Below are 16,955 nucleotides of genomic sequence, written 5' to 3'. Positions count from 1 at the left end.
TCAACCACTCCGACCAGCGTCACGTGGTCGAGGGGTGCACAAAGTGACCCCGCCACCCGACCTTGAGCACGGCTCAACCACTCCGACCGGCCTCACCTGGTCGAGGGGTGCACAAAGTGACCCCGCCACCCGACCTTGAGCACGGCTCAACCACTCCGACCGGCCTCACCTGGTCGAGGGGTGCACAAAGTGACCCCGCCACCCGACCTTGAGCACGGCTCAACCACTTCGACCGGCCTCACCTGGTCGAGGGGTGCACAAAGTGACCCCGCCACCCGACCTTGAGCACGGCTCAACCACTTCGACCGGCGCCGCGTGGTTGAGGGGTGCACAAGGTGGCTTACGGGGTTGGGGGGCGGTCCGGCGATCGTGGGTTCGTGGGGTGGGAGTGCGTGCGGTGGACGGGTGCGGTTGTCGGTGAGTTTTTCGTCGCCTGGACCCGCAAAACTCACCGATAGCGCAAGCTCCGGGCATCACGTACCTCAGCCACAGCCCGGAAGCCCAGGCAACGTGTACCTCGGTCGCCGACCTCGCCATCCCCCTCAGCCATCTGCTTGGCGCGCGCGAAGCTTTCAGTCGACCGCCGGAGGCGGTCGAGGTCGCGCGGCGGGCCAGGTGAGCGACTCGGCCGGCCACGTCGCGCTGTGGCTGAGGTTGGCGTCGGCCGATCAAAAGACGGGTGGCTAGGCGATGCGGTGGGCTGAGGGGGATGGTCCGGTCGGCGACCGCGGTACACGTTGCCTAGGGCTGACGGGCTCTGGTTGCGGTCGGAAAAGAAGCCTCGCGGGTTCACCGTTGCTGGCGGGCTGGCTGGCCGGCCGGCGGGTTGTGGTTGCGGTCCGGGAACGACGCCGGCGGGTTCTCAGTTGCGTGGGTGACGGGCTTGGGGGCGCGAAAATAGGGCGCTTCGGTGATCGGGCTGTACAGACCGACTGTTAGTACGCGGACGGAGCGGGCGTGCTGCAGCGTGACAGAGGCGCCGAAAAGGGGCGGCTGGTAGGCGTATCAACAGTCGGTGTGTACGCAACCGGCAGATCCCACTCAGGCGCCGCAGCGGCCGCAGCCCCGGCAACGCCGGCGTCACCCACACATCGAGCAGGAGAGCCCAAATTTTGAGCGGAGCCGCCCCAGCAACTTGAGCAGAGATCCCCTCATTTCCGGACCTCGCCGGCCGCCACGCGGTAGGTGCCTTGGGCAACTAGCGGCGGAGGGCGGTGATGGCGAAGCGCTCGGTTCGTTGGTTGTGGCCGCCGGCTGAGGCGATGACGACGAGGGCCGGGTCGGAGGCTCCGCGGAAGGTGACTCGGCCGGTCCAGGGGCTGCGCTCGCCGCCGGCGGCGACGCAGCAGAGGGTGCCGAGGACGCCAGATGACGAGGCTTGGCGGACTTCGAGGCGGATGGCCTCGTCGACGCCGGTGATGCGGCCGCCGACGGTCAAGGGGGACGCGGCCTTGATGCCATAGCGGGGGGTGGTGACGGAGAGGTCGGAGTCGCGCGTGCCGACGACCTCCCAGGGGGCGTCGGTTCCTTGGCCTAGCTTGACCAGGTGGAGGACGGCCGCGGTGAACCTCCGGCCGGTACTGATCTGGTAGCCGACGCCGACGTAGGCCTCATCGCCGCGGACGCTGCGGGAGGTGACGAGCTTGATGTCCTTGAAACCGAGGAACCCCTGGGTGAACGACAACGCCGTCTGCCCCGCGTCGAGGTGCCACGGCTGATGGCCGCCGCTGCGGTACGACCGTTGCCACTCGGCCGCGCGGACCTCGGAGCTGAAGGGCCAGGCCGGTTGGTAGCGGAAGGTCCGCCGTACCGGCGTTGAGGGGGTCGGTGACAGCGGGGGCTTGGGGGGCAGGCTCGGTGTGGGCGCCGTGGTAGGCGTCGTCGTGGTCGGAGGCTGGGTGCTGGTGACCGTCGGGGTGGGGGTGCTCTGGGTCGCCGGTCCACTCGGGGTCGGTACGGCGTCAGGCTTCTCGCCGGAGCACCCGGCCAGGAGGATCACCACGGCTCCAGCGACGGCGAGCTTCTGCCACTGTGTCACCCGGTCTGCCATGGCGATCCTCCTTGATCGATGTCCTCTCCCCATACTGGCCGATCAAGGGTCACAACGCTGTACGACGTACCGGGTTGTTAGGTGCCGTCGATGAGGCGTACCGCCAGGTCGGGGTTGAACTGGCCGGCCGGGGTTCCGGGTGCCGTTCCGCAAGGACCATCAGAGACGCCGGGAGTCTTGATCCAGAGGAGCATTTCGGCGCCACCGCCGGTCTGTGCCGGTACGCCGAGTTTGCGGGTCGGCGGGTTGCACCAGCCGTCGCCATGACCTTTGCCGTTGCGGCTGGTGTCGATCACGAACGGCTTCGCCGTACCGAGGAAGCTGTTGAGTGAGTTGGCGTAGGTGACGGACTCGCTGGTGTAGTAGAAGTTCGACACGTTGACCGCGAAGCCCCGGATGTTGGCGATACCGGCTTGGCCCAGGCGGTAGGCGATCGTGGACGCGGCGGTCCAGCCGGGGTTGCCCGCGTCGAGGTAGGCGTAGGTGTTGGGAGACTTCTGCTGGAACATCTGCGTGGCGTAGAGCAGCATGCCGAGCCGCTCGTCCTTCTGCGCCTGCGTCAGACAGTCCATGCCGTTGAGCGCATCCGGCTCGATGATGACGACCGCGGGCTTGGAGCCGATCCCCGCGGCGAAGCTGGAGATCCAGGTCCGGTACGCCGCCGCTGTGCCGGCCCCACCACCAGAGTGGCCGGCGCAGATATCGCGGTTGGGGATGTTGTACGCGACCAGGACGGGCAGCTTGTCCTGACCGTCCGCCGCGCCGGTGTAGCTCGCGACCGTGGTACCGATGGTGCTGTCGTTGCCGAACCAGCGCGCGATCGGCTTGGACCCGATCGAACTCTGGATCCGCGCGGCCCGGGCGTCGCCCGCATTGTTCCGGGCCCACGCGGCGGGTAGGGAATCGGGGTTCACGTAGAACCCGCTGGTCAGACTGATGGGACTCGCTGCGGCTGCGGGTGTCGCGGGCAGCACGAACGCGGCCGTGAGGATGGCAGCTGTCAGCGTCTTGAGTACGAACATTCCGGCGCCCTCTCTGAGTGAAGGTCATCCGGCACGAACCGTGGCGTTGCCGGAATGCTGGACCACTCACGAACGCGCTGTCAATGCGTCGGCCTCTTCCCAACGGCCTCCGTGCGAGCTACTTTTCTGGAAGCGCTCCCAAGCTCCTATCAACCGCCCCGCTAGCTATCTGTTCAATTCCCATTCAATGTCTTGGAAGCGCTCCCAGTTCAGGGCACCAACCGTGGCGCCACTGGTGCAGTCTCAGTACGGTCCGAAGATCCATTGCGACGGCGACTCCTGGTCGTCGTCGCGCCAGAAGCCCGACCACAGCTCGCGGAACTCCTTGCGCGACAGCTGACCGTCGCCGTTCAGGTCGAGCTTCCCGAAGACCTCCTCGATGCCGTCGTCGGAACCCTTCCAGGCATAGACGACCTGCTTGTGCTCGGTCCGCGCCTCGAAGTCGGCCTCCTCGAGATACCCGTTGCTGTCGGCATCCATCGCCCCGAACACCCCGGCAACCTTGCGCCGCTGGAAATCAGTCGCCATCCGCCCGCCCCCTCACCGTTTCAAACGTCCACTTCGGTACGGCGGCTCGTACCCGGCGCCAACGCTGAGTAACCAGGGAGGCCGGTGCTACCCCGACTGAATGCTCGCCCTCACCGCTGTCGGTAGGCGTTGGCCGTGGTCTGGGTGACGGCCGTTCCGTCGGTGGCGGTCAGGGTTGTGCGCAACGACACTGTCTTCGCGGTGTGTGGCGTGGCGAACGTGGCGCGGTAGGTGCCGTTGCGGTCGGGACGGCCGAGCGACGCTGCGCGCCACGTCGTACCGCCGTCGGTGGAGAACTCGACCCGGATCGTGCTGACCGCACTCGATGGTGTGACCGGCAGGACCGTGACCGGCTTCCACGTCACCGCGTTCTGCAGGTCGACGTCCGGCGCATACCGCACGGTCGGCAGCGGACGTGATTCCTCGGAGCCTGCCGACGTGAAGGTCGCGGTGTAGTCGACCCGATCCGACAGCGGCGAGATCGACGGCCGTGTCATCGACGATTCGAACCGGTACGGCGCGCGCTCGGCCGGCTGACCGGGTACCTCGATCGAGCCGTAGGCCTCCGAACTCGCGACCAGCGCGCCGTCCCGGTAGAGCTTGCTGCCGCCGGTATCGACCGCCGTACCGCCGAAGTGTCCGTCCGCGTCGGAGTGGGCCATGAACGCGACAGCCATCAACTCCGCCGAGCGATAGACCCCCGCCCTGGCCGGCCCGGCCACCGCTGCGTTCCAGCGCTGGCAATACTTCTGCCCGGCTTGGTACGTCGCGCCGTACCAAGGCTCGTCGGCCTGCAGGTTGGCGACGACGTCCCCTCCCGCCATCTCCCACACCGGCTGGTTCCACGTTGCCGGGCCGGCCTCGAGGTGCTCAACAAGCACCCGCGGCGCGGTCAGCGACACCAGCGGGTACGACGGAGTGAACCCGCCGCGCATACCCATCGTGTGCACGTACAAGCTGGTGTCAGCGGCGTTGGCGTAGGTCTGCGAGATCTCGGCCAGGTCCCGGTCCTTGACCGTCCGCTGGAACCCGGTGGGGAACCTCCCCGGCACCAGATCGATCAGCCCGTACAGGTACGGCGTGTCCGTTGCGGAACCGTCTACACCCGGCCGGCCCACGCGTGAGCTGACCACCGTCGTGAACTCCTTGGCCGGCAGTGCAGGTCCACTACCTGCCGTGTAGACCGTGACATTCGGTCCAAGTGCTCCGAACTCACCCTGCATCTGACGCTGTCCGTCTGGCGAAGTCCAGTTGTACTGCGCCACCGTCATGATCGACCCGGCATCCGGCTGCGGAACCGTGGCTCGCAATGGGCGCGCAGCGCGTGCATCCAGTACGACGGCGGTGTCCTGCGTCAGCCGCACGACCGGCCGCATCAGGGCGTAGTACGAGTACGGCGCGCTGTCGCCGTGGAACTGATCGCCGCTGATCGTGTAGTCGTCCTTGGGCAGCCGCAGCCTGACGGTCCCACTCTCATCGGTGACCGACGTGGCCAGATCCTGCCCGGCCGCCCAGATATCGTTGCCGGCAGCAAACGGTTGACCGTCAGGTCCGAGGTTCTTGATGGTGAGATCGTAGGACTCCGCCTCCTTCTCCAGCCCGATCGGTAGCACGACCGAGACGCCGGTCGCCGACGCGGTCAACCGGCCGCTGTACCGGCCGTCCGGCCCGGAGTGATTCGTCGCCGAGGTGACAGACGCCGTCGCCGTACCACCGGCCGGGATCGTGAGGCTGCCCGGCGTGACTCCAAGAGCTCCGGCCGGAGCCGCCGTACCGTCCGGCCCAGTGAGCTCCGCTTGCAGAGTGAGCGTCACCGTCGCCGACCCGTAGTTGCGGAAGGCAACGTCCTTGGACATCGGCGCGTCATCGGTGTGCGGCCACTGCGCGAGACCGAACGACAGACCGCTCGGCTCCGGTACGACGTTCTGTCCGATCGCCCGGCCGACGTCGACCCGGCCCGCCCCTTGGTCGAAGACGCTCTGGCCCGCGACCGAATGGGCCGACGCCATCAAGGCGGACTTCAACTCGGCCGCCTTCCAGTCCGGGTGTTGCTGAGCGAGGATCGCGGCTGAACCGGCCACATGCGGCGTGGCCATCGACGTACCGGACAAACGCAGGTAGTCATCGCCGACCGGGTCACCGATGACGGCGTCCTTCGACCGGGCGGCAACGATGTCGACGCCAGGTGCGGTGATGTCCGGCTTGAGCGCGCCGTCCCCGATCCGCGGGCCGCGGCTGCTGTCCCCGGCGATACCGTCCTGCTTGTCGACCGATCCGACCGTCAGCGCCGCGTCCGCGCTACCGGGCGATTCGATCGTTCCGGCCTTCGGACCACTGTTGCCAGCGGCAACCACAAACAGTGCACCGGTCGATGCGGTGAGGGCATTGACAGCCTCCTCCAACGGATCGACGTCAGGAGTGTCCGGACCGCCGAGGCTCAGGTTGATGACCTGCGCCTTGACCTCGGTCGCCGCCCACTGCATGCCGGCCAGGATCGAGGACTCCTGGCAGCCCCAGACCGCACAGACCTTCCCGTCGTACAACCGGGCGCCCGAAGCGACGCCGTGGTACTTGCCGTCGGAGGCTGCTGCAGTCCCCGCGATGATCGAGGCGACGTGCGTACCGTGCCCGACCGGGTCACCCGTGCTGTCGTCGACGAAGTTCTGTGACCCGACCACCTGACCGGCCAGATCCGGATGCGTGGTGTCGATCCCGGTGTCCAGTACGGCGACCTTCACGCCGGCTCCGTCGAACCCAGCCGCCCATGCCTTCGGCGCACCGATCTGCGGCACCGACTGGTCCAGAGTCACCGCCCGCTTGCCATCCAGCCAGACCTTGTCCACCCCACCGGCCAACCGCGCGCCGGACGGCCGAAGGCCGGCCAGGAACGTACCCGCCGAAGCCTTGCTGACCGTCCCGGCCGTGATCCCCGCCGGGAGTTGCCGCGCCCCGGCCAGCCCCGCTACGGCGCGGGACTGCTGAGCCGGACGCGTAAGCAGGACTGGGATCGACGCGCTGTGCGCATCGTCGTACCCGGCCGCGATCAGTCCGGTGATGTCGAACAACCGCGGGTCCAGCCGACCGGCGTCAACCAGCGGCTGCGCATCAGCCGGTACGACGCTCAGCCGTCCGTGCACGCGCTTCGTGCTGAACGCGACGTTGCGCCGACCCGGCCCGGCCTTGAGCGCCGGGTTGTGTCCATCCGCCAGCACCACCTGATCACCCGTGATCAACGTGACCACGTGTGTCTCGGTGCCAGGCAAGGGCTTGCGATCCGCCGCCTCCGCGGTACCAAGGCCCCACGGAACGGCCAGCGCGCTGACCAGTACAACCAGTCCGGCACGACGCAGCCTCGTCATTTGCGCACCCCGAGCCAGACGCTCGACGTACTGGTCAGACCGTTGGAGCCGGGGATACGCACCGGCTCTCCGGCCGCGTTCAGGAACTGAGTCTCCAGGCGGACCTTCCGGGAATCCATGGAGTTGTTCCAGTCCAGCCAGGCCTGCACGTAGGTCAGCCCGTCGACGGCCTTGCTGGAGAACCACGGCGACGTGTGCGCAGCGTCGTAGACGATGCGTTGCCGGGTGCGCTGCACGGTGGCGGGGACCTTGACCCACGTGGACGAGGCGACCTTGCCGTGGGTCAGATTGAGCTGGGCGCCCTCGTCCGGCCGGAAGCTGTCGTCGTACCGCATCGGCCCCACATCCGCGAAGAAGGGCTCCAAGCGGAATCCCGTGTCGCTCGGCGTCGTTTCGGCCGGGCCCTTCGGACGGCCGGAGCACCCGGTCAGCCGATCGTCCCCAGGTGGGACTCCGTTGCCGCCATCGCCGTGTCCGATCATCGCCAAGGTCCAATCCTCGTCGCCCCAGCCGGTCCTGATCTTCGAGGCGTGCAGGATCTTCTGCATGGTGCCGTTCCAGAACCAGCAGCGCTTCAGGACAGCGTCGATCTCGGCCTGCGACAGCGGGCCCAGGTCGATGTCGATGTCGATGTCGGCCGACTGTGACGGGGTGGCCGCTGGTTTCACGTCCTGGTCGCCGGACCGCAGTGCGGGCGGGACGAGCAGGGCCGCGGTCACGATCGCCGCGACCGCGCCGGCCGCGATGGCGGGAACCAGCCAGCCTGTACGTCGCCGTACTGGCTGGTGTTCGGACAGGATCCGCCGCAGGACCCGCTCGGGGTCGGGCAGGGTGCGTTCCGCGGGTGGTTGCCTGGTCATGACAGGCCCTCCAAAATCTGAAGATCGAGTCGGCCGGCCAAGCGGCGGCGCGCACGGGCGAGCCGGGACTTGACCGTGCCTTCGGGGATACCGAGGACCACGCCGGCTTCGGCCATCGAGCAGCCGGACCAGGCGACGAGTTCGATCACGTCACGCTGGGCGGCCGGGATGGTGGCCAGGACCGCGCGGAGTTCACGCATCGCGCGTTCGGAGTCGACGTTCGCTGCGGCAGCTGCGGAATGATCCGGTACGGCGTCGCCGCGGACCGCGGTCCGGAGCCGGTCCCGCAACGCGCGTAACCGGCGCATCGACCGGATCAGGTTCGTGCACTCGTAGGTGGCGATCCGGAGAATCACCGGTCGGGCGCTGTCCAGAGTCAATTCGTCGAGCCGATCCTCGGCGGCCCGCCGCCACAGCGCCGTGAAGGTCGCCTGCACGACGTCCTCCGCGCTCGACCACGAACTCGTCCGCCGGAATGCGAAGTTGTACACGGAGTCACGGTGGCGATGGAACAGCTCGCTCAGCGCCCCCTCGTCGTTGACTCTCAGTCGCGCCCACAGTTCGCGGTCCGGCGACGGCTCCGGGCCCGGGCTGTCGCTCACCGCCACCCCCAGCTTTGTCCTCATACCCGCCTGTGTCCGGCATCGCGCGGCCGGTTCCCCGGATTCTGCCTCCGGGTAACGGTCAAGACGTCGCGTTGTGGGCACCTGGGGCGTTAACCTCGCTCGGCGAGCAGGGCCGGGGGGACCATGGGGAGGCACGCGGTGGCGGGAAGCGCAAGGCCGGGACCGGACGGCGTCGCCGGGCTGACCGAGTTCGGGGCGCGGTTGCGGGAGTTGCGGGTCTGGTCCGGGGTGTCCTACCGCGAACTGCATCGGCGGATCGTCCGGAGCCGGACCGCGCGCGGTGTGTGCGAGATACCGGCGTACGACACGGTCTATCGGTGCCTGCAGCCTGGCCGGAGTCGGCTGGACGTCGAGCTGGTGGTCGACGTCGTACGGGCGTTGATCGGAGACGCTGATGAGCGGGTCGTACTCGCGTGGCGGCAGGCTTATCAACTGGTGTGCGGAGCCGCCTCGGATGCGGCCGTAGTGAACGTGACCGATCGACTTCCGGATGATCTGGAGGCCTTCACCGGGCGCGCGGACGCGTTGGCGCGGCTGCGGCCCTGGGTGAACGGTCAGCCGGAGCCGGTGCTGATCGCGGTCGACGGGATGCCAGGCGTCGGCAAGACCCGGCTGATCGTGCACCTGGCGCATCTGATGGATGGCGTCGACCAAGTGCTCGCGGTCAACCTGCGCGGCTTCGATCCGCGTCAGCCGGCCGACCCTGGCGCCGTACTCGAGGCTTTTCTGCGCGTGCTCGCCGTCCGCGGTGCCCCACCCAGCTCCCGTACGGCGAGGTTCGGCGAGGCGCTTGCGGGTAAGCGATCGGTGATCCTGCTCGACAACGCCGCGTCGGCTGAGCAGGTCTTGCCGCTGCTGCCCGGCGTACCCGGCAGCGTCGTACTGGTGACGAGTCGACGGCGACTCGAGCTGCCTGGTGCGGTGCGGTTGCAGCTCTGCGCCTTCACCCCGGCCGAATCCGACGAGTTGCTGCGGAAGGCGATCGGGTCTGCCCGCGTGAGTGCGGATCCGGCGACGGCCGAGCGCATCGCCGTACAAGTCGGGCAGTTACCGCTCGCGCTCGCCCTGGTCGCCGGCAGGATCGGTGCCACTCCATCTTGGAGTCTGTCCGACCACCTGGAGCGGCTGGTCGAGCGCGAACGGACATTGTGTCTGGACGATGCTGTCGAGATCGCTCTCGCGCAATCGGACGGCAGTCTTCCGGCTGCTCACCGCACCCTGCTCAGGATGTTGGCGCTCCACCCAGGCGCCGACTTCGACACCTCCGCCGCGGCTGTGCTGGCCGGCGCCGACGAGGCCGAGACTTCAGTCCTGTTGGGGGATCTGCTGGCCGGGAGTCTCTTGCAGCAGCGCTCCCCCGGCCGGTTCGAGATGCACGATCTGGTCCGGGTGTACGCCGCCAGACGTGGCAGCGACGAGGATCCCGCGAGTGCTCGTCGGGCCGCCTTCACCCGGCTGGCCGATCACTACCGGGCGATGGCTGCGACCGCGATGTCCGTCTACGCGCCGTACGAAGCGGATTGGCGTCCGCACGTGGAGCCGGGCACGGTTGTGCCGAAGGACCGCGAGGCAGCCTTGGCCTGGCTCGACGCCGAGCGGGTCAATCTGGTCGCCTGCGGGCTGAGCGCCGCCGAGCAGAACCTGTCCGATCACGCAGCCGATCTCTCGTCGATCCTCTATCGCTACCTCGACGATGCCGGTCACTACGCCGACGGCGAGGTGCTGCATGCAGCCGCCGCCCGCTCAGCGCCACGAGAGCGGCGCGGACGTGCGCTGAGCAGTCTGGGCGTCGTCTACTGGCGGCTCGGCCGCTTCGGCGAGGCGCGAGAGGTCTACGCCGAGGCACTCTCGCTCGCCTCCACCTGCGGTGACCACCGTGACCACATCCGCGCCCTGATCAATCTCGGTCTGGTGCTCGAGCGCGTCGGCGCCTACGAGGAGGCATACACGAACTACCTGCAGTCGATCGACATTGCGTCCGCGATCGACTCCGACGTGGCGACCGCGCACGCCCTGCACAACGTCGTCCACCTGGCCGAACGACTAGGCCGGTACGACGAGGCGTACGAACGCGTGCAGGAATGCCTCTCGATGCTGCGCGAGACCGGTGACCGGGTGACCGAGGGCCGCGCCCTGAACAGCCGGGCCGGGGTGAACCTGAGCCTCGGCCGTCACGACCAGGCTCGAGCCGACGCCGAACAGGCGATCGTGATCGCCCGCGAGACCGCGAACCGCACCGGCGAGGCGTACGCCCTCATCACCCTCGGCCGCGCCCTGTCGGCCCTCGGCGCTCTCGAACCGGCGCAAGCACGGTTGGAGCTCGCGCTGCGGATCGCCGGCGAGCTGGGCAACCGCGACGCCGAAGCGCTGGCCCTGAACGAGTCCGGCACCGTCGCCGGTACGGCGGGATCGGCCGCGGTCGCGCTGGACCGGCACCGGGCCGCGCTGGCGATCTCGACCGAGGTCGGCGACCCGTACGAACAGGCGCGCAGCCACCAAGGCTGCGCCCGCGCTCTCGTGCTGCTCGGTGACCCGCAGGCGGCCCAGTCCGAACTCCACCAGGCGCTGGAGATCTTCGACCGCCTGAAGACTCCCGAGGCGAACGCGGTGGCGACCCAATTGGCCGCGCTGTCCGCGTGATCGGCCCTGACCGGATTCGACCGGAAACCGAGACATCCCACTCCGGTCACGGTGAGCATGAGGCCGCTGTCCTTTACCGGACAGCGGCCGCCCAGTGACAAGGAGTCTGTTATGCGCATCCCCACCAGAGCGTTCGGTATCGCCGTGGCCTCGGCCGCGCTGCTGAGCGTCGGTCTCAGCCCCGCGATGGCCGAGGACGGTCACGTCTACGTGCACGCCGCCACCTACCCGTCCGGCGGTGACTCCGGCGGCTCGAGCTACGCCGACCTCGACTTCACCTCCGCACGGCAGGTCGTGTACAACAACTGGATCGTCAACGACACCTGCCCCGGTGACGGCTACAACGTCGAGGCTCGGGCCTACGCGCTGCTCAGCAACGGGACGTACGCCAAGGGCGACTGGCACGTGGACGACGGTGGATGCGACAGCGCCGACTGGGGGCCCTACTCCGGCAAGGAGCTGAACACCACCTCGAACATCGTCAAGGCCGGCATCCAGGTCTGTGTCATCCTCGAGAGCTCGCTGAAGTGCGAGGTCGAGTACCGCGACAACCCGCACACCTGAGCCGAACCCGAACCACTCCCGGCCGGGCCCCGCACATCGGGTCCCGGCCGGTTTCGTTTCCTGAGCATATGAAAAACCGGATACGCAGCTACAACCGCTGGATCTCTTAACTGTGGGGCATGACCTACAGCGAACCAGGACCGGGAATCACGGTCTACGGCTGCGAACCGGACGAGGCTGTCCTGTTCCGTGAGATGGCGGCCCGCTTCGGGGTCGTGGTGACGACCACTCCGGCCGCCGTCACCGAGGCCACCATCGATCTGGTATCGGGCCGATGCATCAGCGTCGGCCACAAGGCCCGGATCACGAACTCCACCCTGCTGGCACTCGGCCGCGCCGGCGTCAGCTACATCTCGACCCGCAGTATCGGCTACAACCATGTCGACGTGGACTACGCGGACACGATCGGCATCTCCGTCCAGAACGTCGCTTACTCCCCCGACAGCGTCGCCGACTACACGGTGATGCTGATGCTGATGGCCCTCCGCAACGCGAAGGCCACCATCCGCCGTACCGATCTGCACGACTACCGGCTGACCTCCGCTCGTGGCCGCGAACTGCGTGATCTCGTCGTCGGCGTGATCGGTACCGGCCGGATCGGCGCCGCGGTGATGGACCGGCTGCGCGGGTTCGGCTGCCAGGTCGTTGCCTACGACAACTGCCCGAAGACGTCGGCCGACTACGTGCCGCTCGACGAGCTGTTCCGCGTGAGCGACATCGTCACCCTGCACACACCGCTCACCGCGGAAACCCACCATCTCCTCGATCGCGAACGGATCGAGCAGCTCCGGTACGGCGCGTTCGTCGTGAACACCGGACGCGGTGCGCTGCTCGACACCGAGGCACTCGTACCGGCGCTGGAGAGCGGGCGACTGGGCGGCGCGGCCCTCGACGTACTGGAAGGCGAAGAAGGCATCTTCTACGCAGATCGGCGGGACAAGCCGATCGAGAGTCATCTGTTGCTGCGGTTGCAGAAGCTGCCGAACGTGATCGTCAGCCCGCACACCGCTTATTACACCGACCACGCCCTGAGCGACACGGTCGAGAACTCCATCATCAACTGTCTGAAGCACGAGTCGAGGAAGCGGGAATGGATATGAAGCTGGGCATTCTGTTCGGGGGCGCCGGCGAGGAGCACCCCGTCTCGGTGAAGTCGGCGCAGGAGGTTGCCAAGCACCTCGATCCGGCCAAGTACGACCCGATCTGGATCGGTATCACCGAGAGCGGTGCCTGGGAGCTCTGCGACGGCCCGTCCTTCGGCTCGGGCCGGCCGGCGATCCTGTCGCCGGACCGCAGCAAGCCGGGACTGCTCGTGCTGGATCAGGACCGCCACGAGACCATCCGGGTGGACGTCGTACTGCCTGTCCTGCATGGGAAGTACGGCGAGGACGGCGCGATCCAGGGGCTGCTCGAGCTCTCCGGACTCCCCTACGTCGGCTGCGACATCCAGAGCTCAGCCGTGTGCATGGACAAGTCCCTGGCCTACACCGTCGCGCGCAGCGCCGGGATCGCCGTACCGACCTTCTGGACCGAAGACACTCTTCCTGAACAACTCCCCAGTCCGGTCTTCGTGAAGCCTGCCCGCTCGGGATCGTCGTTCGGCGTCAGCAAGGTCACCAGCCCCGACGAACTGCCCGCCGCACTGGCCACCGCCCGCCAGTACGACGCCAAGGTGCTGATCGAGGCCGGTGTCGTCGGCAGCGAGATCGGCTGTGCCGTCCTGGGGAACGCCGGCGAGTTGACGACCGGCGAGCTCGACCACATCACGCTGACGCACGGATTCTTCCGGATCCACCAGGAGGACTCGCCCGAGGACGGTTCCGAGAACTCGACGCCCGTCGTACCCGCTCAGATCTCGGACGACGCCCGCAAGCTCGTCCAGGAGACCGCGATGGCGATCTACCGGGCGCTGGGCTGCCGTGGGCTGGCGCGGGTGGACATGTTCCTCACCGAGGACGGAACGGTCGTGCTCAACGAGGTCAACACCATGCCCGGCCTCACGTCGTACAGCCGGTATCCGCGGATGATGGCGGCGGCCGGACTGACGCTCGGCGACGTGATCGACCGGGCGGTGGCGCTCGCGCTGGAGGGACGATGAAGGCGGACTTCGGGTACCTGGACGAGTTCGTCTCGGGGATCCGGTGGGACGCCAAGTACGCGACCTGGGACAACTTCACCGGCCGGCCGGTCGACGGCTACTTCACCAACCGGATCGTCGGCACCAAAGCCTTGGCCGAAGCCCTGACCGACGGGCGGGAGGTCGCGGCCGCCCTCGGCTTCGGCCTGCTGATCTGGGACGCCTACCGACCGCAGAGTGCGGTGAATCGCTTCCAGCGCTGGGCAAACGAGCCAGAGGACAACCGCACGAAGTCGCGGCACTACCCGAACATCGACCGCACCGAGATGTTCGACCAGGGCTACGTGTCAGCTCGCTCGGGACACAGCCGTGGCAGCACAGTCGACCTGACGCTCTTCCACCTCGACACCGGCGAGCTGGCCCCGATGGGCGGCGATCATGACCTGATGGACTCGATCTCCCATCACGGAGCCGCCGGTATCAGTGCCACCGAGGCGCACAACCGGCGCCAGCTCGAGCGCGTCATGGAGGCGAGCGGCTTCCAGCGCTACGACTACGAATGGTGGCACTACACGCTGAAGAACGAGCCCTACCCGGACAGCTACTTCGACTTCCCGATCGCATGATCCGGATCGCCCGACCTGCCGACGCCGCAGCCATCAACGACCTGCTCGGCCAGCTGGGCTATCCCGACCAGGACACCGCCGCCCGGATCCACGACTGGCAAGCAGATCCGACCAGTACGGCGTACGTGGCCGATGCCGGTGGCAACATTCTCGGTGTGGTCGCCGTCCACGTGGGTCCGTACTTCGAGCGACCCGGATCGTGGGCTCGCATCGTGGCCCTGGTGGTCGCCGAGGAGGCTCGGGGCCAGGGCATTGGCAGTCAGTTGATGACCGCTGCCGAGGAGTTCGCGGCGGAGCACGGTTGTCTGCGGATCGAGCTGAGCAGCTCAGATCGTCGTACGGAGGCTCATGTCTTCTACGAGCGCCGCGGTTACGTCAATCAGAGCGGGCGGTCGTCGTGGTTCCGGCGCGAGGCAGCTCCACAGTGACGCGGAGGCCGCCGTCGGGGCGGGCCATCAGGCTGAGGGTCCCGTTGTGGACCTGGGTGATCCGCTTGACGATGGCCAGGCCGAGGCCGACGCCGCCGTGATCGCTACGGATGCGTTCGTTCCCCCGCTGGAACGGTTCGGTGAGCGTCGCGAGCAGCTCCGGGCTGATCTGTTCGCCGGTGTTCTCGACCGTCAGAAGGACCGCCTGCGGCCACTCGGCGACCTCGATCTGCACGATGCCGCCCTCGGAGAGGTTGTGCACGATCGCGTTGTGCACAAGGTTCGTGGTCAGCTGCAGCAAGAGAGCACGCGATCCGCTGGTGCAGGCCAGGTCACCGGAGGTCTCCAGGAGGACATCGTGCTCTTCGGCGAGCGGCAGCAGGGTCTCGGCGGCCTCCTCGGCGATCAGGGACAGGTCGACGACCTCCGGCGTGAAGGAACCCTGCTCGGTCCGGCTGAGCAAGAGCAGCGCCTCGGTGAGATCGATCGCCCGGGCGTTGACAGCATGCAGGCGGTCGACGAGCTCGTCGGTCGGGCGATCCGGATCCTTGCGCGCCACGTCCAGCATGGCCTGCGTGATCGCCAGCGGAGTCCGCAGTTCATGGGAGGCGTTCGCAGCGAACCTGCGTTGCTCGGCGACGTGCGCTTCGAGCTGCGCGAGCATCGCGTCGAAGCTGTCGGCCAGCTCGCGGAACTCGTCGCTGCGGCCGGGCATCTCGACGCGATGGGACAACGATCCGGTCGTGGCGAGCCGGGTGGCCTGCGTGATCAGCGCCACCGGCGCCAGCATCCGCCCGGCCAGGATCCAGCCACCGACGAGCCCGAAGATCAGCAGGAGCACCAGCGTCACGCAGGCGGCCGGCAGGAACCGTCGCACGATGCCCTCGTAGTAGGGATACCGCACGGTGATCACGACACCGTCCGGTGCGGTCAGCCGGAACGCCAGCGCGATGGCCGCGATCAGCAGGATGCCGGCCACCATCACGAGGCCGGCATAACTGAGGGTGAGTTTCCAGCGGACACTCAGCCCGGGTGCCCTACTCATCCTCGGTGCCGATGCGATAGCCGACGCCAGGCACGGTGGTGATCAACCACGGCTCCCCGAGCCGCTTGCGCAGCGTGGAGACCGTGATCCGGACGGCGTTGGTGAACGGGTCGGCGTTCTGGTCCCACGCCTTGGCCAGCAACTCCTCGGCGCTGATCACGCCACCGCCGGCCGCGACCAGCACCTCCAGTACGGCGAACTGCTTGCGCGTGAGAGCGACGTACCGGCCGTCCCGGTAGACCTCGCGGCGGAACGGATCCAGCTTCAGCCCGGCGATCTCCCAGACCGGCGGCCGGTTGTGCACCCGCCGCCGGTCGAGCGCCCGGAGCCGGAGGACGAGCTCCTGTAACGCGAACGGCTTGGTCAGATAGTCGTCCGCGCCGAGCTCGAACCCGGACGCCTTGTCCGTCAGCCGGTCGGCCGCGGTCAGCATCAATATCGGCATTCCGCTGCCGGAGGCAACGATGCTGGCCGCGACCTCGTCACCCGAGGGCCCCGGGATGTCCCGATCCAGTACGGCGATGTCGTAGGTGTGCAGGCTCAGTAGCTCGAGCGCGGTATCACCGTCACCGGCGATGTCGGCCGCGATCGCCTCCAGCCGCAGCCCGTCCCGAATGGCCTCGGCCATGTCCGGCTCGTCTTCCACGATCAGCACCCGCATACCCCGATGCTACGAGGCGAGGGGTATCGCGGACGTATCCATCTGTCAGGAGGCGTACACCTCGTACTCGGAGAGCTGAGCGGCCGGCCAGCCGGTGTTGGCGGTGAAGGTCAGCCGGACCCAGCGGGTGTTGACGACGTTCGGCAGCGTGATGGTAGCCGTGTTGCCGGAGCCAGGGTCGAAGGTGCGGCTGGCGGCACCGGCGAGCTGGCTGTACGACGTGTTGTTGGTGCTGCCGAGTACCTCGATGGTCTGGTTGCGCGAACCCCAGGTCGGCGGGAGTTTGAGTGCCAGCCGCTTCACGTTCTGGTTGCTGCCGAGGTCGACGGTCAGCGACTGCGGCCAGGCGTTGTTCGCGCTCTCCCAGTAGCTGCCGGAGTTCCCGTCGACGCTGTTGCTCGCGACGTAGGTCTGGTTCACGGTGGTCGCCGTGACCGGGTGTCCGGCCGCAAGGTTGCCGGTCGGCGGG

15 protein-coding genes are annotated in these 16,955 nt (G+C 68.0%); 6 read left to right on the top strand and 9 right to left on the bottom strand.

Going from position 1 to position 16,955, the window contains the following annotated elements; translation table 11 throughout:
• Positions 1-1,198: 1,198 nt before the first annotated feature.
• The 6 genes from ACFVWG_RS39105 to ACFVWG_RS39080 form a co-directional block, all read right to left on the bottom strand.
• On the bottom strand, positions 1,199-2,050 hold the full coding sequence (locus ACFVWG_RS39105) for a hypothetical protein (protein WP_391548571.1): 852 nt from the start codon (positions 2,048-2,050) through the stop codon (positions 1,199-1,201).
• A 77-nt stretch (positions 2,051-2,127) separates the two neighbouring features.
• Entirely contained in the window at positions 2,128-3,072 is a 945-nt protein-coding gene (locus ACFVWG_RS39100; protein WP_391548570.1) for a glycoside hydrolase family 6 protein, read from the bottom strand.
• Between the two features lie 243 nt (positions 3,073-3,315).
• Complete coding sequence (locus ACFVWG_RS39095; protein WP_391548569.1) at positions 3,316-3,600, bottom strand: EF-hand domain-containing protein; 285 nt, start codon at positions 3,598-3,600, stop codon at positions 3,316-3,318.
• A gap of 110 nt (positions 3,601-3,710) precedes the next feature.
• On the bottom strand, positions 3,711-6,959 hold the full coding sequence (locus ACFVWG_RS39090; protein ID WP_391548568.1) for a S8 family serine peptidase: 3,249 nt from the start codon (positions 6,957-6,959) through the stop codon (positions 3,711-3,713).
• Complete coding sequence (locus tag ACFVWG_RS39085) at positions 6,956-7,819, bottom strand: hypothetical protein (protein WP_391548567.1); 864 nt, start codon at positions 7,817-7,819, stop codon at positions 6,956-6,958. The genes ACFVWG_RS39090 and ACFVWG_RS39085 overlap by 4 nt, the downstream gene beginning before the upstream one ends.
• On the bottom strand, positions 7,816-8,445 hold the full coding sequence (locus ACFVWG_RS39080; RefSeq protein ID WP_391548566.1) for an RNA polymerase sigma factor: 630 nt from the start codon (positions 8,443-8,445) through the stop codon (positions 7,816-7,818). The genes ACFVWG_RS39085 and ACFVWG_RS39080 overlap by 4 nt, the downstream gene beginning before the upstream one ends.
• 138 nt (positions 8,446-8,583) lie before the next feature.
• On the opposite strand from ACFVWG_RS39080, the gene ACFVWG_RS39075 reads away from it, so the two are divergent.
• The 6 genes from ACFVWG_RS39075 (at position 8,584) to ACFVWG_RS39050 (ending at position 14,780) form a co-directional block, all read left to right on the top strand.
• Complete coding sequence (locus tag ACFVWG_RS39075) at positions 8,584-11,085, top strand: ATP-binding protein (RefSeq protein WP_391548565.1); 2,502 nt, start codon at positions 8,584-8,586, stop codon at positions 11,083-11,085.
• A gap of 111 nt (positions 11,086-11,196) precedes the next feature.
• The gene (locus ACFVWG_RS39070; RefSeq protein ID WP_391548564.1) at positions 11,197-11,649 is read left to right on the top strand and encodes a hypothetical protein; all 453 of its coding nucleotides are present in this window, start codon (positions 11,197-11,199) and stop codon (positions 11,647-11,649) included.
• A gap of 119 nt (positions 11,650-11,768) precedes the next feature.
• The gene (locus ACFVWG_RS39065; RefSeq protein ID WP_391548563.1) at positions 11,769-12,749 is read left to right on the top strand and encodes a D-isomer specific 2-hydroxyacid dehydrogenase family protein; all 981 of its coding nucleotides are present in this window, start codon (positions 11,769-11,771) and stop codon (positions 12,747-12,749) included.
• A complete protein-coding gene (locus ACFVWG_RS39060) occupies positions 12,740-13,747 on the top strand; it encodes a D-alanine--D-alanine ligase family protein (RefSeq protein ID WP_391548562.1) in 1,008 nt (335 codons plus the stop codon). The genes ACFVWG_RS39065 and ACFVWG_RS39060 overlap by 10 nt, the downstream gene beginning before the upstream one ends.
• Complete coding sequence (gene vanX, locus ACFVWG_RS39055) at positions 13,744-14,352, top strand: D-Ala-D-Ala dipeptidase VanX (RefSeq protein WP_391548561.1); 609 nt, start codon at positions 13,744-13,746, stop codon at positions 14,350-14,352. The genes ACFVWG_RS39060 and vanX overlap by 4 nt, the downstream gene beginning before the upstream one ends.
• On the top strand, positions 14,349-14,780 hold the full coding sequence (locus tag ACFVWG_RS39050; RefSeq protein WP_391548560.1) for a GNAT family N-acetyltransferase: 432 nt from the start codon (positions 14,349-14,351) through the stop codon (positions 14,778-14,780). The genes vanX and ACFVWG_RS39050 overlap by 4 nt, the downstream gene beginning before the upstream one ends.
• On the opposite strand, the gene ACFVWG_RS39045 is transcribed toward ACFVWG_RS39050, so the two are convergent.
• The 3 genes from ACFVWG_RS39045 to ACFVWG_RS39035 form a co-directional block, all read right to left on the bottom strand.
• On the bottom strand, positions 14,728-15,825 hold the full coding sequence (locus tag ACFVWG_RS39045) for a sensor histidine kinase (protein ID WP_391548559.1): 1,098 nt from the start codon (positions 15,823-15,825) through the stop codon (positions 14,728-14,730). The two genes, ACFVWG_RS39050 and ACFVWG_RS39045, sit on opposite strands and share 53 nt — an antisense overlap.
• A complete protein-coding gene (locus ACFVWG_RS39040; protein WP_391548558.1) occupies positions 15,818-16,486 on the bottom strand; it encodes a response regulator transcription factor in 669 nt (222 codons plus the stop codon). The genes ACFVWG_RS39045 and ACFVWG_RS39040 overlap by 8 nt, the downstream gene beginning before the upstream one ends.
• 45 nt (positions 16,487-16,531) lie before the next feature.
• Positions 16,532-16,955, bottom strand: a 424-nt coding sequence (locus tag ACFVWG_RS39035; protein ID WP_391548557.1) for a discoidin domain-containing protein, incomplete at its 5' end; no start/stop codon positions are given.

Origin of the sequence: Kribbella sp. NPDC058245, assembly GCF_042882005.1 — a bacterium.
Taxonomy (GTDB): Bacteria; Actinomycetota; Actinomycetes; order Propionibacteriales; family Kribbellaceae; genus Kribbella.
The sequence above is the reverse complement of the archived record's forward strand: the minus strand, read 5'-3'. Positions and strand labels throughout refer to the sequence as shown.

Excerpts from the sequence above, each read along its gene's own strand:
- ACFVWG_RS39100 (WP_391548570.1), bottom strand. The coding sequence starts at position 3,072 with ATGTTCGTACTCAAGACGCTGACAGCTGCCATCCTCACGGCCGCGTTC.
- ACFVWG_RS39040 (WP_391548558.1), bottom strand. The coding sequence starts at position 16,486 with ATGCGGGTGCTGATCGTGGAAGACGAGCCGGACATGGCCGAGGCCATT.
- vanX (WP_391548561.1), top strand. The coding sequence starts at position 13,744 with ATGAAGGCGGACTTCGGGTACCTGGACGAGTTCGTCTCGGGGATCCGG.
- ACFVWG_RS39105 (WP_391548571.1), bottom strand. The coding sequence starts at position 2,050 with ATGGCAGACCGGGTGACACAGTGGCAGAAGCTCGCCGTCGCTGGAGCC.
- ACFVWG_RS39070 (WP_391548564.1), top strand. The coding sequence starts at position 11,197 with ATGCGCATCCCCACCAGAGCGTTCGGTATCGCCGTGGCCTCGGCCGCG.
- ACFVWG_RS39085 (WP_391548567.1), bottom strand. The coding sequence starts at position 7,819 with ATGACCAGGCAACCACCCGCGGAACGCACCCTGCCCGACCCCGAGCGG.
- ACFVWG_RS39090 (WP_391548568.1), bottom strand. The coding sequence starts at position 6,959 with ATGACGAGGCTGCGTCGTGCCGGACTGGTTGTACTGGTCAGCGCGCTG.
- ACFVWG_RS39045 (WP_391548559.1), bottom strand. The coding sequence starts at position 15,825 with ATGAGTAGGGCACCCGGGCTGAGTGTCCGCTGGAAACTCACCCTCAGT.
- ACFVWG_RS39050 (WP_391548560.1), top strand. The coding sequence starts at position 14,349 with ATGATCCGGATCGCCCGACCTGCCGACGCCGCAGCCATCAACGACCTG.
- ACFVWG_RS39080 (WP_391548566.1), bottom strand. The coding sequence starts at position 8,445 with ATGAGGACAAAGCTGGGGGTGGCGGTGAGCGACAGCCCGGGCCCGGAG.
- ACFVWG_RS39095 (WP_391548569.1), bottom strand. The coding sequence starts at position 3,600 with ATGGCGACTGATTTCCAGCGGCGCAAGGTTGCCGGGGTGTTCGGGGCG.
- ACFVWG_RS39065 (WP_391548563.1), top strand. The coding sequence starts at position 11,769 with ATGACCTACAGCGAACCAGGACCGGGAATCACGGTCTACGGCTGCGAA.
- ACFVWG_RS39060 (WP_391548562.1), top strand. The coding sequence starts at position 12,740 with ATGGATATGAAGCTGGGCATTCTGTTCGGGGGCGCCGGCGAGGAGCAC.